The sequence below is a fragment of the Bacillus sp. JJ1127 genome (assembly GCF_036965845.1).
Taxonomy (GTDB): Bacteria; Bacillota; Bacilli; order Bacillales; family Bacillaceae_G; genus Bacillus_A.
In genome coordinates this window covers 1-15253 of record NZ_JBALQK010000137.1, presented here as the reverse complement: position 1 = coordinate 15253, position 15253 = coordinate 1, and the positions used below count along the sequence as shown (strand labels likewise).

15 protein-coding genes, 4 pseudogenes and 1 other annotated feature are annotated in these 15253 nt (G+C 34.0%); of the genes and pseudogenes, 10 read left to right on the top strand and 9 right to left on the bottom strand.

Going from position 1 to position 15253, the window contains the following annotated elements:
• Positions 1 to 81: 81 nt before the first annotated feature.
• The 4 genes and pseudogenes from V7183_RS14205 to V7183_RS14190 all read left to right on the top strand — a co-directional run.
• Positions 82 to 177, top strand: a pseudogene (locus tag V7183_RS14205) (cupin domain-containing protein); the annotation flags it as partial.
• 204 nt (positions 178 to 381) lie between these two features.
• Positions 382 to 1470 carry a serine hydrolase gene (locus V7183_RS14200; protein ID WP_335359936.1) on the top strand — a complete coding sequence of 363 codons (1089 nt, stop codon included), beginning with the start codon at positions 382 to 384 and terminating at the stop codon, positions 1468 to 1470.
• A 153-nt stretch (positions 1471 to 1623) separates the two neighbouring features.
• The gene (locus V7183_RS14195) at positions 1624 to 2217 is read left to right on the top strand and encodes a histidine phosphatase family protein (protein ID WP_335359935.1); all 594 of its coding nucleotides are present in this window, start codon (positions 1624 to 1626) and stop codon (positions 2215 to 2217) included.
• Between the two features lie 89 nt (positions 2218 to 2306).
• Complete coding sequence (locus V7183_RS14190; RefSeq protein WP_335359934.1) at positions 2307 to 2696, top strand: hypothetical protein; 390 nt, start codon at positions 2307 to 2309, stop codon at positions 2694 to 2696.
• A gap of 76 nt (positions 2697 to 2772) precedes the next feature.
• Here V7183_RS14190 and V7183_RS14185 read toward each other — a convergent pair whose 3' ends face one another.
• Genes V7183_RS14185 through V7183_RS14170 form a run of 4 tightly spaced genes read right to left on the bottom strand, consistent with a single transcriptional unit; the run spans position 2773 to position 4100 of the window.
• Positions 2773 to 3204 (bottom strand): DNA alkylation repair protein, encoded by a 432-nt coding sequence (locus V7183_RS14185; protein ID WP_335359933.1) that lies wholly within the window; start codon positions 3202 to 3204, stop codon positions 2773 to 2775.
• Positions 3161 to 3364 (bottom strand): hypothetical protein, encoded by a 204-nt coding sequence (locus V7183_RS14180; protein WP_335359932.1) that lies wholly within the window; start codon positions 3362 to 3364, stop codon positions 3161 to 3163. Before V7183_RS14180 ends, V7183_RS14185 begins: the two co-directional genes overlap by 44 nt.
• Before the next feature lie 12 nt (positions 3365 to 3376).
• On the bottom strand, positions 3377 to 3706 hold the full coding sequence (locus V7183_RS14175; RefSeq protein ID WP_335359931.1) for a DUF3147 family protein: 330 nt from the start codon (positions 3704 to 3706) through the stop codon (positions 3377 to 3379).
• A complete protein-coding gene (locus tag V7183_RS14170) occupies positions 3690 to 4100 on the bottom strand; it encodes a MarR family winged helix-turn-helix transcriptional regulator (protein ID WP_335359930.1) in 411 nt (136 codons plus the stop codon). The genes V7183_RS14175 and V7183_RS14170 overlap by 17 nt, the downstream gene beginning before the upstream one ends.
• A 159-nt stretch (positions 4101 to 4259) precedes the next feature.
• Between V7183_RS14170 and V7183_RS14165 the strand changes: the two genes are divergently transcribed.
• The 3 genes from V7183_RS14165 (at position 4260) to V7183_RS14155 (ending at position 7053) form a co-directional block, all read left to right on the top strand.
• Positions 4260 to 5054 carry a protein phosphatase 2C domain-containing protein gene (locus V7183_RS14165; RefSeq protein ID WP_335359929.1) on the top strand — a complete coding sequence of 265 codons (795 nt, stop codon included), beginning with the start codon at positions 4260 to 4262 and terminating at the stop codon, positions 5052 to 5054.
• A gap of 329 nt (positions 5055 to 5383) precedes the next feature.
• On the top strand, positions 5384 to 5950 hold the full coding sequence (locus tag V7183_RS14160) for a sigma-70 family RNA polymerase sigma factor (RefSeq protein WP_335359928.1): 567 nt from the start codon (positions 5384 to 5386) through the stop codon (positions 5948 to 5950).
• A complete protein-coding gene (locus tag V7183_RS14155; RefSeq protein ID WP_335359927.1) occupies positions 5947 to 7053 on the top strand; it encodes a DUF4179 domain-containing protein in 1107 nt (368 codons plus the stop codon). The genes V7183_RS14160 and V7183_RS14155 overlap by 4 nt, the downstream gene beginning before the upstream one ends.
• 46 nt (positions 7054 to 7099) lie before the next feature.
• Here V7183_RS14155 and V7183_RS14150 read toward each other — a convergent pair whose 3' ends face one another.
• Complete coding sequence (locus tag V7183_RS14150) at positions 7100 to 8173, bottom strand: VPS10 domain-containing protein (protein ID WP_335359926.1); 1074 nt, start codon at positions 8171 to 8173, stop codon at positions 7100 to 7102.
• Between the two features lie 149 nt (positions 8174 to 8322).
• Here V7183_RS14150 and V7183_RS14145 point away from each other — a divergent pair.
• Positions 8323 to 8573, top strand: a pseudogene (locus V7183_RS14145) (cation diffusion facilitator family transporter); the annotation flags it as partial.
• 190 nt (positions 8574 to 8763) lie between these two features.
• Positions 8764 to 8934: a Fur-regulated basic protein FbpA gene (fbpA, locus tag V7183_RS14140; RefSeq protein ID WP_335359925.1), complete on the top strand. Its 171-nt coding sequence runs from the start codon at positions 8764 to 8766 to the stop codon at positions 8932 to 8934.
• A 61-nt stretch (positions 8935 to 8995) separates the two neighbouring features.
• Here fbpA and V7183_RS14135 read toward each other — a convergent pair.
• The 3 genes and pseudogenes from V7183_RS14135 to serS all read right to left on the bottom strand — a co-directional run.
• A pseudogene (locus tag V7183_RS14135) lies at positions 8996 to 9241 on the bottom strand (FCD domain-containing protein); the annotation flags it as partial.
• Between the two features lie 103 nt (positions 9242 to 9344).
• The gene (locus V7183_RS14130) at positions 9345 to 10532 is read right to left on the bottom strand and encodes a GTP-binding protein (RefSeq protein ID WP_335359924.1); all 1188 of its coding nucleotides are present in this window, start codon (positions 10530 to 10532) and stop codon (positions 9345 to 9347) included.
• A gap of 562 nt (positions 10533 to 11094) precedes the next feature.
• Positions 11095 to 12369: a serine--tRNA ligase gene (gene serS, locus V7183_RS14125; RefSeq protein ID WP_335359923.1), complete on the bottom strand. Its 1275-nt coding sequence runs from the start codon at positions 12367 to 12369 to the stop codon at positions 11095 to 11097.
• A gap of 106 nt (positions 12370 to 12475) precedes the next feature.
• Positions 12476 to 12706: a binding site (T-box leader), on the bottom strand.
• Positions 12707 to 13033: 327 nt separating this feature from the next.
• Here serS and V7183_RS14120 point away from each other — a divergent pair.
• Positions 13034 to 13363: pseudogene (locus tag V7183_RS14120) on the top strand (TIGR03943 family putative permease subunit); the annotation flags it as partial.
• A 106-nt stretch (positions 13364 to 13469) separates the two neighbouring features.
• Here the strand turns inward: V7183_RS14120 and V7183_RS14115 are convergent.
• Positions 13470 to 15253, bottom strand: a 1784-nt coding sequence (locus V7183_RS14115; protein ID WP_335359922.1) for an IucA/IucC family protein, incomplete at its 5' end; no start/stop codon positions are given.

The following is a 15253-nucleotide window of genomic DNA, read 5'->3' as shown; positions in this document are numbered from 1 at the left end:
AAATGGATTTATATAGTTGCACATTTATTTCATACGATACACTGAAGTACGGAATGTTGGGAAGTGGAAAAGAGGGAGAGAATGGATAATGCAGGTTATGTTCCAGACAATAAAAACTTAAAGAAAAGTTCTGGAACTCCAAATCTTTTCTTTGACTCAAGAGAAAATGTATTTTTTTAAAAGAATGATAAAAATGTTGCATATGAAGTGACTAAATGGAGAGGTAATTTCATGTGAAATAGAGTAGCTCTTATTCAATTTGAATAGGGGCTATTCCATTTGGATAGAATGAATCGGTTACTATTTTTTTATAAAACCTCCTCATATATTTGATATAATGAATATAGTGATAATTGGTATTTTATTAGGGGAGGCAATATAGTGAGAGTGTCAAAGGTTGTAGGGTGGAGTATTTTTACTATTATAGCAATCATCATAACATTTTTAGTTATCATGGAATATTACTATTCAAAAAAAGATCCAAACTACGTGTTAGATTACATAAAAGAACATAAGAATGATCAAACATGTTCACTGATGATTAAAAGAAATGGGGAAATTCTAGCTGCTGTGAATGAGAATAAAAAATTACCATTAGCAAGTATGGCAAAAATAGTAGTGGCAGTGGAATTTGCAAAACAAGTTGCAGAAGGAAAAATAAATCCACAGGAACAAATTCCAGTACAAGATTTAGACAAATATTATGTACCAAATACAGATGGTGGAGCGCATCCCGCGTGGTTAGAAAATGCAAAGATAAGAAATGCTGTACAAAACGACAAGCTTTCGTTAGAAGAAGTAGCTAGAGGAATGATTCATTTTAGCTCCAATGCAAATACAACATATTTATTAGAGAGATTAGGACTTGAAAGAGTGAATGAAAGCTTAAAAGAGTTAGGACTAAATAGTCATGATGTATTTTATCCTTATACATCTTCTTTGTATATGAGAGGCTATGTAGAAACCGAACTCCATGTACCTGAAGATCAATCTTTAGAAGTGTTACGTAAAATGTCCATGGATGAATATAGAAAGCACGCTTTGCAAATACATGAATGGATGAAAGACAAAGTGGAATGGAAAAAACACAATATACCATTAAAAAATGACATGGAATTTCAACGTATTTGGTCTGACAGGCTAGTAAATGCAGCGGCAAAAGACTATATGAGTTTAATAGGAAAAATTAATAATAGAACTGAATTTCCTAAACCAATGCAAGATGAGATTGAGCAGATTTTCAAGGGGACTGTTGAAGATAGCATATATGAACATGCAGGCCAGAAAGGCGGCTCAACACCATTTGTATTAACAAAAAGCTTTTATGGTACAGATAAAGAAGGAAACAAGGTTGAAATTGTTTTCATGTCTAACGACTTAGATGATATGACGCTCAAAAAACTGACAAATAATATAGATTATTTTATTCAAGACGTAGTAACGAGTGAAGAATTTAGGAAGAAGTTATAACTATATAATTTTATTATGTAAACAAAAGGTGTCTTTTGATAGAGCACCTTTTGTTTATTGTACAAGGAAAAACGGAAAGGAATTAATCGCTACTTAATTGAATCAATTGGGTAGAAGTATTAATTGAAGAGGTAATAAAGGAGGGGGCTTTTCATGACTCATATCTATTTTGTTCGTCATGCACATTCTATTTATACACCAGAAGAAAGAGAACGTCCATTATCTGAAAAAGGACGGAATGATGCGCAAACCGTGACAGATTTATTAAAAGGGGAACAAATCGATGTTGTAATCTCTAGTCCATACAAACGAGCAATACAAACTGTTCAAGGAGTTGCAAATCAATTTGAATTACCAATGCAAATGGAAGAAGATTTACGTGAAAGATTATTAAGTAAAGAACCAGTAGTAGATTTTGAGAAAGCGATTATGAAAATATGGGAGGATCCAGCTTTCTCTTTTGAAGGTGGAGAATCAAATGATATAGCACAAAAGCGTGGTGTTAGATGTATTCAAAATATATTAAAGCAATATAAAGAGAAAAATATTGTAATAGGAACCCATGGAAATATTATGGTGTTAATGATGAACTATTTTGATTCTAAATATGATTTTCACTTTTGGAAAACACTTAAAATGCCTGATATATATAAATGCACATTTAATGAGGAGAAATTAATTTCTGCTGTAAGGATAGAAACAGGTGATAGGAAACGACAAACAGGTCATCTAGTGAATAATTTGTAAAATTTTATCGAGAAAGCAGGAAAAAACAAAGTTGTTAGAGAAGTATGCTTTTGTACCATAAAAAATGTGTGATAAAGGAGGCTGTTTACATGTTTGAGAAAGAGAAGCGGTTGGCAGATCCATCGGAAGGGCTTATTGAAGTTCATAATGTATACGAAATTGTCCCACCTGACGGAACAATTATTGGTATGGCAACGCCAGAAGAAATGGAAGTTGCTGCTGAACTAGAATTACAGCACTATGCCTATTCTCGTTTATTAGAAGCAAATATTCAGTTAGACGGTTCCTCCTACAAAGATATACTTCAGGAGTTCCAAAGGTACGAAAGAAAGTCAATGGAATTTTGGCGCGCGTTACACAAACGTTTGGCTGTACCATGGGCATGGGTACTTCGTGTTGATGTTGCGAATGGTCCTATATATGTGAACAATGGGAACGCGTATTATGATGGTGATGAAGATGAGGAAGATTATGAATAGATAAGAGAGGAAGCAGTGTAAGCTGCTTCCTTTTTGTGTATCAAGAAGCTAGAGAAATATCTTTCTTTATTGAGCGTTAATTGAGGTGTCTACTAGCTTTTTTATACACAAATGCAATGTAAGGATTACTACAATCCCATGTTTTTAGCTCTGTTATCACAAGATTTTGGTGTACCTTAGAAATATCACTAATTGCATTTCCGACAGATTTTCGGACATACTCACTTTCATCATCTTTTAATTGAGATAATAATTGTAATGCTATCTCGGGGTGATCACGAAAATAAATTTTCTTTGTCCATACACGTAACCCTTCAACTACAGCGCGGCGTACGTTAGGATGGAATGCAGACAACCATTCTTTTATAACAGGAAGAGAAGCTTCATACCCAGTTTCTTTACAATACGTATCAAAGGCTTTTGCTAGTACTTCCTGTGCCCGCCAGTCTTCATGAATACTTACTTCATCTTTTAAAAATGTAAGTGCTTGTATTTTGTGTTGCAGCAATTTCTCCAAGGAGAAAGATAGCTAAATAGGTTCCAAAAGAATGTTTTGAGTCTTTATAAAGATTTGTTGCATATGTAAAGATTGATGAAGCATCTATATCTTTATAGAGCTTCTTTGCATGCTTATTTATTTGTGGGATGCTCATTGTTTCTAATGTCATTTTAATCCCCCTCTATGCTTGATAGATTCTTTGACAAGCTAATAAAATACACCAAATACCTATACCGAATAATACAGATGTACTTAATGAAAAAGAATTTTTTAACCCAATATAGACAATAAATAATAGTAATGCTGATGCAGGAAAACCATATAATACTCCTATAGCAAATTGACTTAATTCTTCTTTACTTCCGCCCTCAACAGAAATCCAAAATAAGCTAAGTAAACTAATAAGTGGAAGAGCAGCAATAAAGCCGCCAATTGTACTATAATGTTTGGCAAACTCAGTTACACCACCAATGATAAGGGCCGAGACGATAACTTTAACGAGGAAATGCATATTTTGCCTCCTTTGCTAATAATGAAAAAGCCTGTTCGAGTAATTGCTGCTCTTCTTTTGAAAATTGAGATTCTAATACTTTTAGTTTTTCTTCATCTAATAATGTATGCTTTGTTAAAGCTTGATTCCCCTCTGTAGTCAGTGTTAGATTAACGACTCGTTCATCTTGTTTATTTCGCTCCTTCATAACGAATCCTTTTTGAATAAGACGTTTGACATGCTCTGATGCTGTATTATGAGATAAGCCTAATTCAGAAGCAACCTTGCCAATTGTAGTCTCCTTTTCTCGGGAAATGATTTGTAGAATCCGAATTGCTTGGTGAGAAAGATTATCTTCATATTCATACCTTAAATGATAGTAAATGGTTTCCCAACTTTGATTGATGGTTTTCATAATGATATGCCTCCGGTCTTTTTTATATCGTATAGTAAGATGTATTCGTCTTATAAGATATAAAATCCTTTTATTTGTATAAAAATTATTGAAAAAGTTTATTTTTCTTGAAATATACGGTACTCTTAGTGTAAGGGCATACACATAGCAAGAGAGAGGATGATAGAAGTGAATACATTTAAATGGATTAGTCATGAAAAGATGTATTTAGACCAAATACATGTTGAAAAATGTGGTCCTCTTTCAGTTGGCGTATATGGCGGGAATCAAGAGAGTGATGCGTATGAAAGAGGAGATGCAGTACTAGCTTGGTGGGACCCACAATTAGAATTCGAATTTGTTATGATCTTTGATGCTCATCATAAAACGAAAAATATACATTATATAATAGAAGCAATTTCTGAAAGAAAAGAGAAGTTACAAGAATTATTCTCATATCCCATTCATCTAGCATTTCATCATACACATATGTATTTATTAGCATTGTTTACAGATGAGTTATTTATTGAGAAATGTGGACAAGAGAATGGAGAACTTGCGTGTTTAATTTGTTTACGAAAAGGTGAGTTCTTATATTGGTTATCAGTTGGTGATTGTTTTGCTTATTTATTTCATCCTGAACGAGGAAAGAATGGAAAAGGAAGACTAAATCAGCGGAAATACTATGAATGTATTGGAAGAAGAAATGTTTTTGCGGCGAATACACCTTGTTTTACTTCAGGGGTTCGAGGGTTAGAAAGAGGTATGAATCACATTGTTATGGCAACAGATGGAATTTTAGAGTGTGATAAGCAAACGTTTGAGAATGATCAATCTTTATTTGATGCACTACATGATGGCGAATTTCTACAAATTGAGCCCGTTTTAGCGAATGTCCTTGAATGGAAAGGAAGGGACTGCGCTACGATTATTGGATGGTCCATTGATACAGAAAATAGAAAACGTGCAAATTAAGAAATGTAAAAGGGAGTTCAGGACATATACGTCTTGAACTCCCTTTATTTTTTAGCAGGTAAGCTTTTAACCATTCATTCACTGTAGCATATATTCTAGTGCACTTCTTGCCTGAAAATCATCAATTTCCTGTTTTGTTAGCGATTCATTGTCTTTTTACTGTATCTTGTTAAATAGACAGAATATGTGAAGTTGTATGCTCTGGGCTATCTTAGATGAGAATTTCACTTTATGAAATGAAAAAATAATGGTAATTATAAGAGAAAAAATTTTCCTGTACGTTATATAAGGTGTAAAAGCTTTTACAAAAAAATAAGGGGAATCGCTACATGAAATCAAATGATAAAAATTTTATAAAAAGGTTGCAGCGGCAAAAAGAAGATGCACTAGAATTCGTTGTCGATACATATTTGCCATTAGTAAAAGGGATAACGCATAAAGTTCTTGTTCCCATTCAAAACGATGGGCTTATAGAAGAATGCATTAATGATATTTTTCTTTCCGTTTGGAATAACGCAAATAAGTTTTATGGGGATTCAAACGATTTTAAGAAATGGATTGCGGCGATTGCTAAGTTTAAAGCAATTGATTATTACCGAAAAGCGAACAAGAAAGTGGAAGTCATTTCAGATGAATTCAATTTAAGTACAGAAAAATCGATAGAAGATGAATTGATTGTTATGGAAAATAGGGAGGAATTAATAAAGCTCATTAACCAATTAGAACCTGTAGACCAAAAGGTGTTCATCATGAAATTTCTTCTCGGTTTAAAGACAGAAGAGATAGGAGAGAAATTAGGTTTAACTCGGGCAGCAATAGATAATCGAATTTATCGTGGGAAAAAGAAACTACAACAAAATGCTACAAATCTTCGTTTAGGAGGTAGTGTAATATGAAAGACGTTTATGAGTTATTAAATGATATCGAAATAGATGAAAAAGAATTTGAGGAAATAGAAGCTTCTGAATTTGAAAAGGAAAAAGTGAAACGGAATCTAAAACAAGGTATGCGTAAAAAGAAAAAAATGAAGAACTGGAAAAAGGGTGTCGCTGCTGCATCTATTTTAGTAGGTTTGTCAGTTGCAACACTGGGAATCGGGTTTCCTACTTATGCTGGAGGGCTTCCGATTGTAGGTGATATTTTTCGCTTTTTAGATAACGGTAGAACAGGTCTTTATGAAAATTATAAAGAATTTTCTACTGAGTTAAATATGACGCGAGAAAGTAATGGAGTTAAAATAACGATTAATGATGCTGTTTTTGATGGAAGAACGGTATCAATAACGTATTCTATAGAAAGTGAGAAAGATTTAGGTGAGAAGCCAAATATATTTGGTCACTTAGATATAATGGATTCAGGTGGAATGGGAGGTAGCTCTCAGACTACTAAAGTGGGGGATAAAAAGTATGTAGGTATGATAACAGCAACTGATCATGGTAGTAAAAGAAAAGATGTTGCAAATATTAGATGGAATATAGAACAAATAGATATGTTGGAGGAAAAGAAAGAAATAAAAGGGAATTGGAATTTTGCGCTTACTTTAAAGGCAATGGACAGTAAAGAGATAAAGCTTCATGGAAGTTCGGAAAAAGAAGGAGTAAAAGTAAGTATGGAAAAAATGGAAGTGACCCCGATGTCATTCATCATTTTTTACAATCAAGAGGATTCTAAGGAGTTACTAAGTCAATGGGATGATGCGGATGTTGAATTAGAAATTAAAGATGATTTAGGAAATCAATATGCAGGTGAAGGTAATGGGGGAACAAGTACAGACGCAGAACCAAATAAAAGTCATTGGAGTGCTACATTCCAAAAACTCAATGAAAATGCAACAAAATTGATTGTTACTCCTCATGTTAATTTACGAGTTCATACCCCTGAAAATCATGGCGGAGTAGAAATGAACGGCGGAAAAGAGAAGAAAATTGAAGTGCCTAAAAAAGAAGCGAAAAGTAAAGATATTGTGTTAGATGATATTGTAATTGATGTGAAGAAATAAAAGAGGGAAGGACTGCCTTGATAAATAGGTAGTCCTGTTCTTTTCGTTAAGAAGTAGTGATTAGTAAAGCGTGAGGATGCTGCGTTTTATATTCTTCTTTCCATGGAATATTTAATTGCTCCCACGTTTGTCCGCTATCTATAGATTGAAAGATACCATTATTATTTAACGTGTAAAACGTATGAGGCTCGGCTGGATTTGTTGCAAGCATGGAAATAACTGTACCGATTGCAGATGGCAGCCCTTGATGTACTTGCTCAAAAGGTGTATCTTTCGTTTTTCGATAAATATAAGATTCATAAGGAATACGGTGGTGAGCTAGATCAGCATTTGGCGCGGCAGAAACGAGGATCGTATCGCAATCAGCAGGATCGATAGCCATACTGTATAAATAGTGATGTTCTAATCCTTCACTGCATGAAGTCCAGCTACTTCCTCCATTATAACTTTCGAGATAGGCACGATCAGGACCACTCATAAACCCATCACCGCATGATGCATAAAGACGATTAGGAGCATCGGGGTGCATAAGCAATTGATGGGCATCGATAGGAGCACCGAATTTTTTATCGGTCCAAGTTTGTCCATTATCGTTACTTTGAATAACGGCCCCGGCTTCAATTGATACATGCAAAGTATCTTGTTTATTTGGATCAACTGTAATCCATCGTACATGATGCGTGAAAGGACGAGGGGGGAATGCCCACGTATATGAAGAAAGTAATGATTTCATATTTTTACATTCGTCCCACGTTTCACCACCATTTTCTGAGTAAAATAAGGAGCTAGGTTCTGTACCGACATAAACGACGCCATAGCCATTAACTTTCTTATTAGAGCTGACAGTTATTGCAGTAATAGAAGAATGTAAAATACCATCTTCTTTAGGAAAATCAAAGTAACGGTAAGAATCGCCAATCGGTCTCCAAGAATCCCCACTATCGTCACTTAACCATAACCCCCGGCCAAACGTACCGCAATATATACGGTTGGAATGAAATGGGTCTACCGTAATACAAGTAGGCTGCATATTTTGTAAATGATATTGAACTTGATACTCTTCATTTTTTTCCTCTAAGACAACAAGTTCTCGTTCCATACAGAGAAATAACCGTTTCAAAACTATAACCTCCTTGAATTTTTGTTTACTATTAAACAATATGAAAGAGAAAAAGAAGTAGTCTATTTTTTTGTTGAGAAAAAAGGACTTGTATAAAAAGTAACGAAGATTGTATAAGTGAAGAGGTGACTCGTGACGTACCGAAATAGGATAAAGTGAAACATACATTATTACATATTACGATTGTAAAAGAAAAAGAAGTACATGATTTACCTATATGGTCCACATCAGATTATCAAGTAGAAACTTGTCATCTTATTATTGAAAAAGACAAAGATATGCAAATGGTATTAAAAGAAGCAACGAATGTACGAAAGAAAAATTTCATGTAGAACATGTCACGATTCAGTTGGAAATAGAGGGAGAATTTAGTCATATTGAGACAACTTGCGAAGTATGAAAGAAAAAAGATGATAAAAAGTGTCATAACATTCTTTGCGTAACATACATATATATAATGTGGCCACAAACAGTTTGTAAGGTAAATATTTCATGAAATTACTTTACTTATAAAACATCATCTTTTACAATCAAAGTGGTAATTAATAGAGATTATCATTTTCAATTGTTGTAGAAAGGAGTTTTTTTAGATGGGTAGTCAACTCCGTTTTGCTGTTGAAAATCGTAAGAGGTATTTAATTGATCAGTTAATTGGGGCAGGGGTGTTTAAAGTTCTCGACCGACAATTATACGAGCTTTCCTTAGAAGAACTAGAAAAAGAGTTTAGGGACATTGAGAAATATGCCGAGATTCACGCATAATCATAGAGAATTGTGAAGGGAGAGCCGTTTATGTTTTCTACAATATAAACGGCTCTTTCCCTTATTGCATAGAAATTATTTTTTGTATTTCTTTCATTGGTCGCAACCAGTTTTGAGACATTATTTGCTCTATTTGTGCTACATCCTTGTTCCTTAATGCTTCAATGATTAAATTGTGCTCTTCAATAGATTTACGTGCAGAAATGAAGTTTTGAAAGAATAGATATTCGAGGCGCAATACATGAAGCTGAATGTTTGCTAAGAAAGGCTCGATATATGTATTTTTAGCAATTGCTATAATTGTACTTGTTATATGGGGCAATGTAATCAATAAGTCTAACAAATCTAAATCATAAATAAAAACAAGGTGGTCACCTTTTAAGGAAACCATCTTGTTTTTTTACTTTGTATTATGATACAACGGTAAACGGGGGAATTGGATCGACAAAATTATCCCATTTCTGTTCCATTTCTTCATCGGTTAGTAGACAGGCATCTAAAGATTGTTCAATTGTAGACTGGTCCATTTCAATTCCAATAAAAACAAGTTCTGTAATACGATCCCCGTATTGTTTATCCCAATTTTTTAAGATTTTTGGTTCTTCTGTAAGTATTTGCTGCTGCTCAGCTTCAGGTAATGCGGCAATCCATTCACCAGCACCTTGAATGGTAATCGAAGAACCAGCTTGAGAAAGAAGCCCCATCATATGATGACGAGATGCAAGCCAGAAAAAACCTTTCGCTCTTACTACATCTAATGGCCAGTTTTGTAACCATTTCATAAGGCGTACAGGATGAAACGGACGTTTGCGGCGGTAAACAAAGGAACCGATGCCGTATTCTTCTGTTTCGGGCGTATGGTGTTCGGTATTTAACTCCTGAATCCAACCAGCTGATTGACTTGCTTCATCATAGTTAAATAAATTTGTATTTAAAATTTCATTTAGTGGAACTACACTAAATGAAGATTCAATAATTTTTGCCCCAGGATTCAATTTTTGTAAGAGGCGATGAAGTTCCATCACATCTTCTTTCTCTAGTAAATCCGCTTTGTTCAAAAGAATCACATTTGCAAATTCAATCTGATCAATTAATAGATCGATAACTTCTCTTGTATCGGTTTCATCAATTGCTTGTTTTCGATCTAGTAAACTTTCGCCAGCGGCAAAATCATCCCAAAATCGATTTGCATCAACTACAGTAACCATTGTATCAAGGCGACATTTACTCGTTAAGTCAATGCTAAGTTCTTCGTCCATATACGTAAATGTTTGTGCGACTGGAATGGGTTCACTAATACCGGAAGATTCGATAACGATGTAGTCGATATCTCCTGCTTCTACAAGACGGCTTACTTCAATGATTAAATCTTCTCGAAGTGTACAACAAATGCAACCGTTTTGAATTTCTACTAATTTTTCTTCAGTACGAGAAAAACCTCCTTGTTTTACAAGAGCAGCGTCAATGTTTATTTCGCTCATGTCATTTACAATAACTGCTACTTTTAATCCCTCTTTATTTGCCAAAATATGATTTAATAAAGTAGTTTTTCCGGATCCTAAAAAACCACTTAATACAGTAATGGGTACTCTTTTCATTGTATATTCCTCCTATTAAATCGTAATCATTACGTTTTATAATAAATGACAAGGAGACAAAATGCAACAATAAATCATAATGATTACGATTTGAAAAAACGATAATGAATCAAAAGAAGATACAAATAGAGGACAAAAATTATATTCAAACTGTGATTTGAATCATAAATCCGCCACAATTTGAACCATAATATTGCCAGAAAGCATAGTTTTTAGAGAACATTCTTGTAATATTTGAAGCATAACATTGCCATAAATCTTTTTTTAACTCATGAACTTGCCGTGAATGCTGTTGGTTTGTAATAAAGTTTGATCAAAAGCATGATACAAAATTTGATTTTTTATCAGAAGAAACCCAAACATTTTGAAAAAAAGATGAGGTAAAATGCTTGGGTTGTTTGTTGTTAGTAGATATGTTTTTATAAAAAGTTTAATCAAAACCAGAAGCGTATGTTAATTTAATAGGAATTAATAAAAAATTTCTATGCACAACGGTACGACTTTTTGTAAACACCCATACTTTTTATAAATCGTTAAACTTTATCTCAAATCAACATCTTTCTTATTTAATAACCTCTACTCCCCCCATATATGGACGCAATACTTCTGGGATTATAACTGAGCCGTCTTCTTGTTGGTAGTTCTCTAAAATAGCTGCTACTGTACGCCCTATAGCTAACCCAGAACCATTTAATGTGTGTACAAATTCTGGTTTTGCGCCTTGTGTACGACGGAAACGTATGCTTGCACGACGTGCTTGGAAATCTTCACAGTTTGAGCAAGAAGAAATTTCACGATAAATTCCATAGCTAGGTAACCACACTTCAATGTCATATGTTTTAGCAGCTGGAAATGCTATATCAGCTGTACATAATACGATTACTCGATAAGGTAATTGTAACAATTGTAGTACTCTTTCAGCATTCGCTGTTAATTTTTCTAACTCATCGTATGATTCTTCTGGCTTAGTATATTTAACCATTTCAACTTTGCTAAATTGGTGCTGACGAATAAGTCCTCTCGTATCACGTCCTGCACTACCAGCTTCAGAACGGAAACATGGAGTATGTGCTGTAAAATTAATAGGTAATTCTACACCATTTAATATTTCATCACGATAATAGTTCGCTAATGGTACCTCCGCTGTTGGAATTAAAGCGTAATCTGTATCTTTTAATATAAATACATCTTCCTTAAATTTTGGGAATTGTCCTGTTCCTAATAAACTATCGCTATTTACGATAAACGGTGGAATCACTTCCGTATATCCATGTTCTTCAACATGTAAATCCAACATAAAATTAGCTACTGCTCTCTCTAAACGTGCTCCCAAGCCATTGTAATATACGAAGCGACTTCCTGTTACTTTTGCTGCACGCTCAAAATCTAGTAATCCTAATTTCTCAGCAACTTCCCAATGTGGTTTTGCTTCAAATGAAAATTCGTTTATTTCTCCCCACTTACGTATTTCAACATTATCATCTTCTGTTGCTCCAATAGGCACTGTTTCATTAGGTATATTTGGCAATGCCAATAATATAGAATTCAATTCCTCTTCTACATTACGTAACTCATCATCTAACGCTTTAATATTGTCTCCTACTTCACGCATTTCGATTATAAGTTCATCAGCATCTTGTTTTTCACGCTTTAACTTCGAAATAAGCTCAGATACTTCATTACGTTTACTTTTTAATTCTTCTACTCTTACTAACAATTCGCGACGCTTTTGGTCTAATTCTTCAAATTTATCTAATTCAAAAAACTCTCCACCGCGATTAATCAATTTTTTCTTTACTTCTTCAAAATTAGCACGTAATACTTTTACATCTAACATATCTTATCTCTCCTTTAATAAGTGACTAATGCCATCTTCTCCGTTCACGTTAAACTTTTAAGGTAGGGAATTTCACTAAAAAAACACAAAAAACTCCCGTCCCTATAAAAGGGACGAGAGTTAACCCGCGTTGCCACCCTAGTTGAAAGCATAGAAAATATAAGCTTTCCACTTAAAAAATTAACGGTTTTTAACCGGAAACGATTACTAACCTCACATTGAAGTGTTCCACATTTCGCTCAAGGACGGATTCACAAGCTCTTTCTATCGGTTTACACCACCCACCGACTCTCTAAAAGAAAAAATACCTGTTACTACTTCCTTTCATCACTTTCAAATAATATATAATTTAATTATCATTACTTTACAATAATTCTATTTATTTATCAAGGAATTATTGTAGCTTTAAAATAAAGTATAGTCAGAACTACTTTACAAACTTATATTTTATAATAAATAAAATGAATATACTTTGAAAAGGGTGGATCAAAATTCATTTAGAACTCTTTAATTAAAAGGCAAAAACATTGCAACTTTTTTATAAACATCGTGGCTTTTTAAAAACGACATTAAAAATATTATTCAAATCCTGGAAGCATAAGTTTGCCGCAAACAAAAAGAACCATAACCTTGCCGGAACGGCAAAGTTATGGTTCAAATCACACAAACAATGAATATAATTGGCCAAGATGTTCTTGGATTTAAGGGAAAGGAAATTACATTTACAAGGTTTATTTATAGCGATAAAGAGGTGAAAGGGAATAAAACAGTAGTTGCTAGGTATGGTATTACATGCTGTATTGCAGATGCCTCTGTGTGGGGGATGATTGTATCTGGAAAAGAAATAAAAAAATTTCCGGAAGAGACGTGGGTACAAGTAACTGGATTATTAGATGAAACAACATATAAAGGAACGCTATTTCTACTTGTGAAAGTAAGTAAAGTCGAAAAAATCGAAAAGCCAAAAGATCTGTATGATGCTCTGCCGCAGTAATGGATTAGAGTAATGTAGATCGAGATACGTGTATACAGAACATGTATAAAGGAAAATGAATGTAAAACATCCTTCTTCACTCTAATGAGAAAAGAAGGATGTTTTATTATTTGTACAATGGATTATCAACTTTTACATAAAAGTAGGAATGTGCTTCACCCATCATCCGCATGAGCGTTAAAGCTTTATAGTCTACCTTTTCTGCAAAGAAAACATCATAATCCGCAGCTGCATTTTGTATATAGCGCATGTCTTGGCGTAAATCCATAAAAATATTTTGTGTAACTCGTTTTACAATATTCCAAAGCAGTTGTTCATCAATTTTATAGAAACGGCTGACATGAATAAATAATTCTCCAAAGTGATTTTGCATTACTGAGTAAAATACTTTATTTCGTACACTCTTTTCATCATCAACTAAAATTCGAGATTTGTGATGGAAGTTTGTAATGTCAATTCCTGCTTGCTGTAAGCGACCACGATGAACTCGGATGCCTTCCCAATCACGTATGAGAAGTCGATCTGGTGTACCATCTTTTTTAAAGACAGGCACTGTATTTTGTAGATGACCTTCCAGACCAATTCCATATTTCACCATGAGTGGAATGAATCCAGTTAAAGCATTAGTTACATATTTCTCAATAAATATAACGATTGCATCATGTAATGTTAGGTAATGTTTTGATTTATACAGTTCGATAAGTTCAGTGATAAGAGGTTGATTTGCTCCATGTACTGATGCAACGAGAGCAGAACCTACAATAGCCCATTCGTCTTTATGAATATAGGAGTGAACATTATCACGAATGACACATGCGAGATTTTCGCTTCTCAGTGTTTGCCAATCTATATTAGAGTCATTTATATCGAGGAAATGTGCACCAGCACGTTCCATAATCGGAATAAATTTTGTCTCATCGATACTTGTATCTTCTTTCATAATTTTTTGTAATATGTTACTCATCAGAGGACCGTTATGAATTGTCTGTTCTGATAATGTCCGCACTTCCCCCGTTAAATGAACATTTGTTGTTAATTTATAATGGGGCCTTCTTGTTTCATAATTCGCCGGGAAGATGGTACGAAATGACATGCCAGCTACATATGGTGCGTCATAATCAAAAATAATCATTTTTTCCTGTTGAACTTCCGTTTTATATAATTCTTGCAATGTATGAATCGTTTGCCAAGGATGGATAGGTAATAAAAAATAATCATTTATTTTATCACCCAATCGTATCTTTGCCTCGATTTTTAATATAGGTTCAAAAGAAAAAATGATAGGATTCCAATCTTGTGAGTTCATAAATGCGGTACTTACATTTTGTTTATGAACGGCTACAAACCGGAGTGGAATCATATTTTTAAATTCTGATGAATAAGCGATTGTTTCTTCAGGATTTAAGCCTTTTCTCATTTTTGCTCCCGGATGGCAAGGGTGTCCTTCGATAACAAGTTGTTCAAAAAAAGTATAATGATCATCTGTTTGGGCCGCTGCAGCTAATGTTGAAACTGCATTAGATTGTTCATGAAATGTATAGGCCAAGGATAAATTAGCAGCACTGTTAGCCAAATCTTCTTCAAACATATGAAAATAGGAAGAAGGTCTCTCCCAATCTTCTTGGAAAATTAAAGCTAATACTTCGTTTGGATGCGTAATTTCTTTTTGTGTAGATGGTGATATATGTATATATGGACCATGTACAATTGGACGATCAAAAGCATATATTTGTTGAATTGGTACAAGTAAGTAACAGTCTTGTTTCTTAAAATATAAAGCTTGTATCAGAGAAGATTTTTCAAATAACTTCTGATGTGTATGTACATAGTCTAGTAAATAATCTGGACAATCGTCTGTTGAAATAGAAATAAATGTTTCATATGATTTTT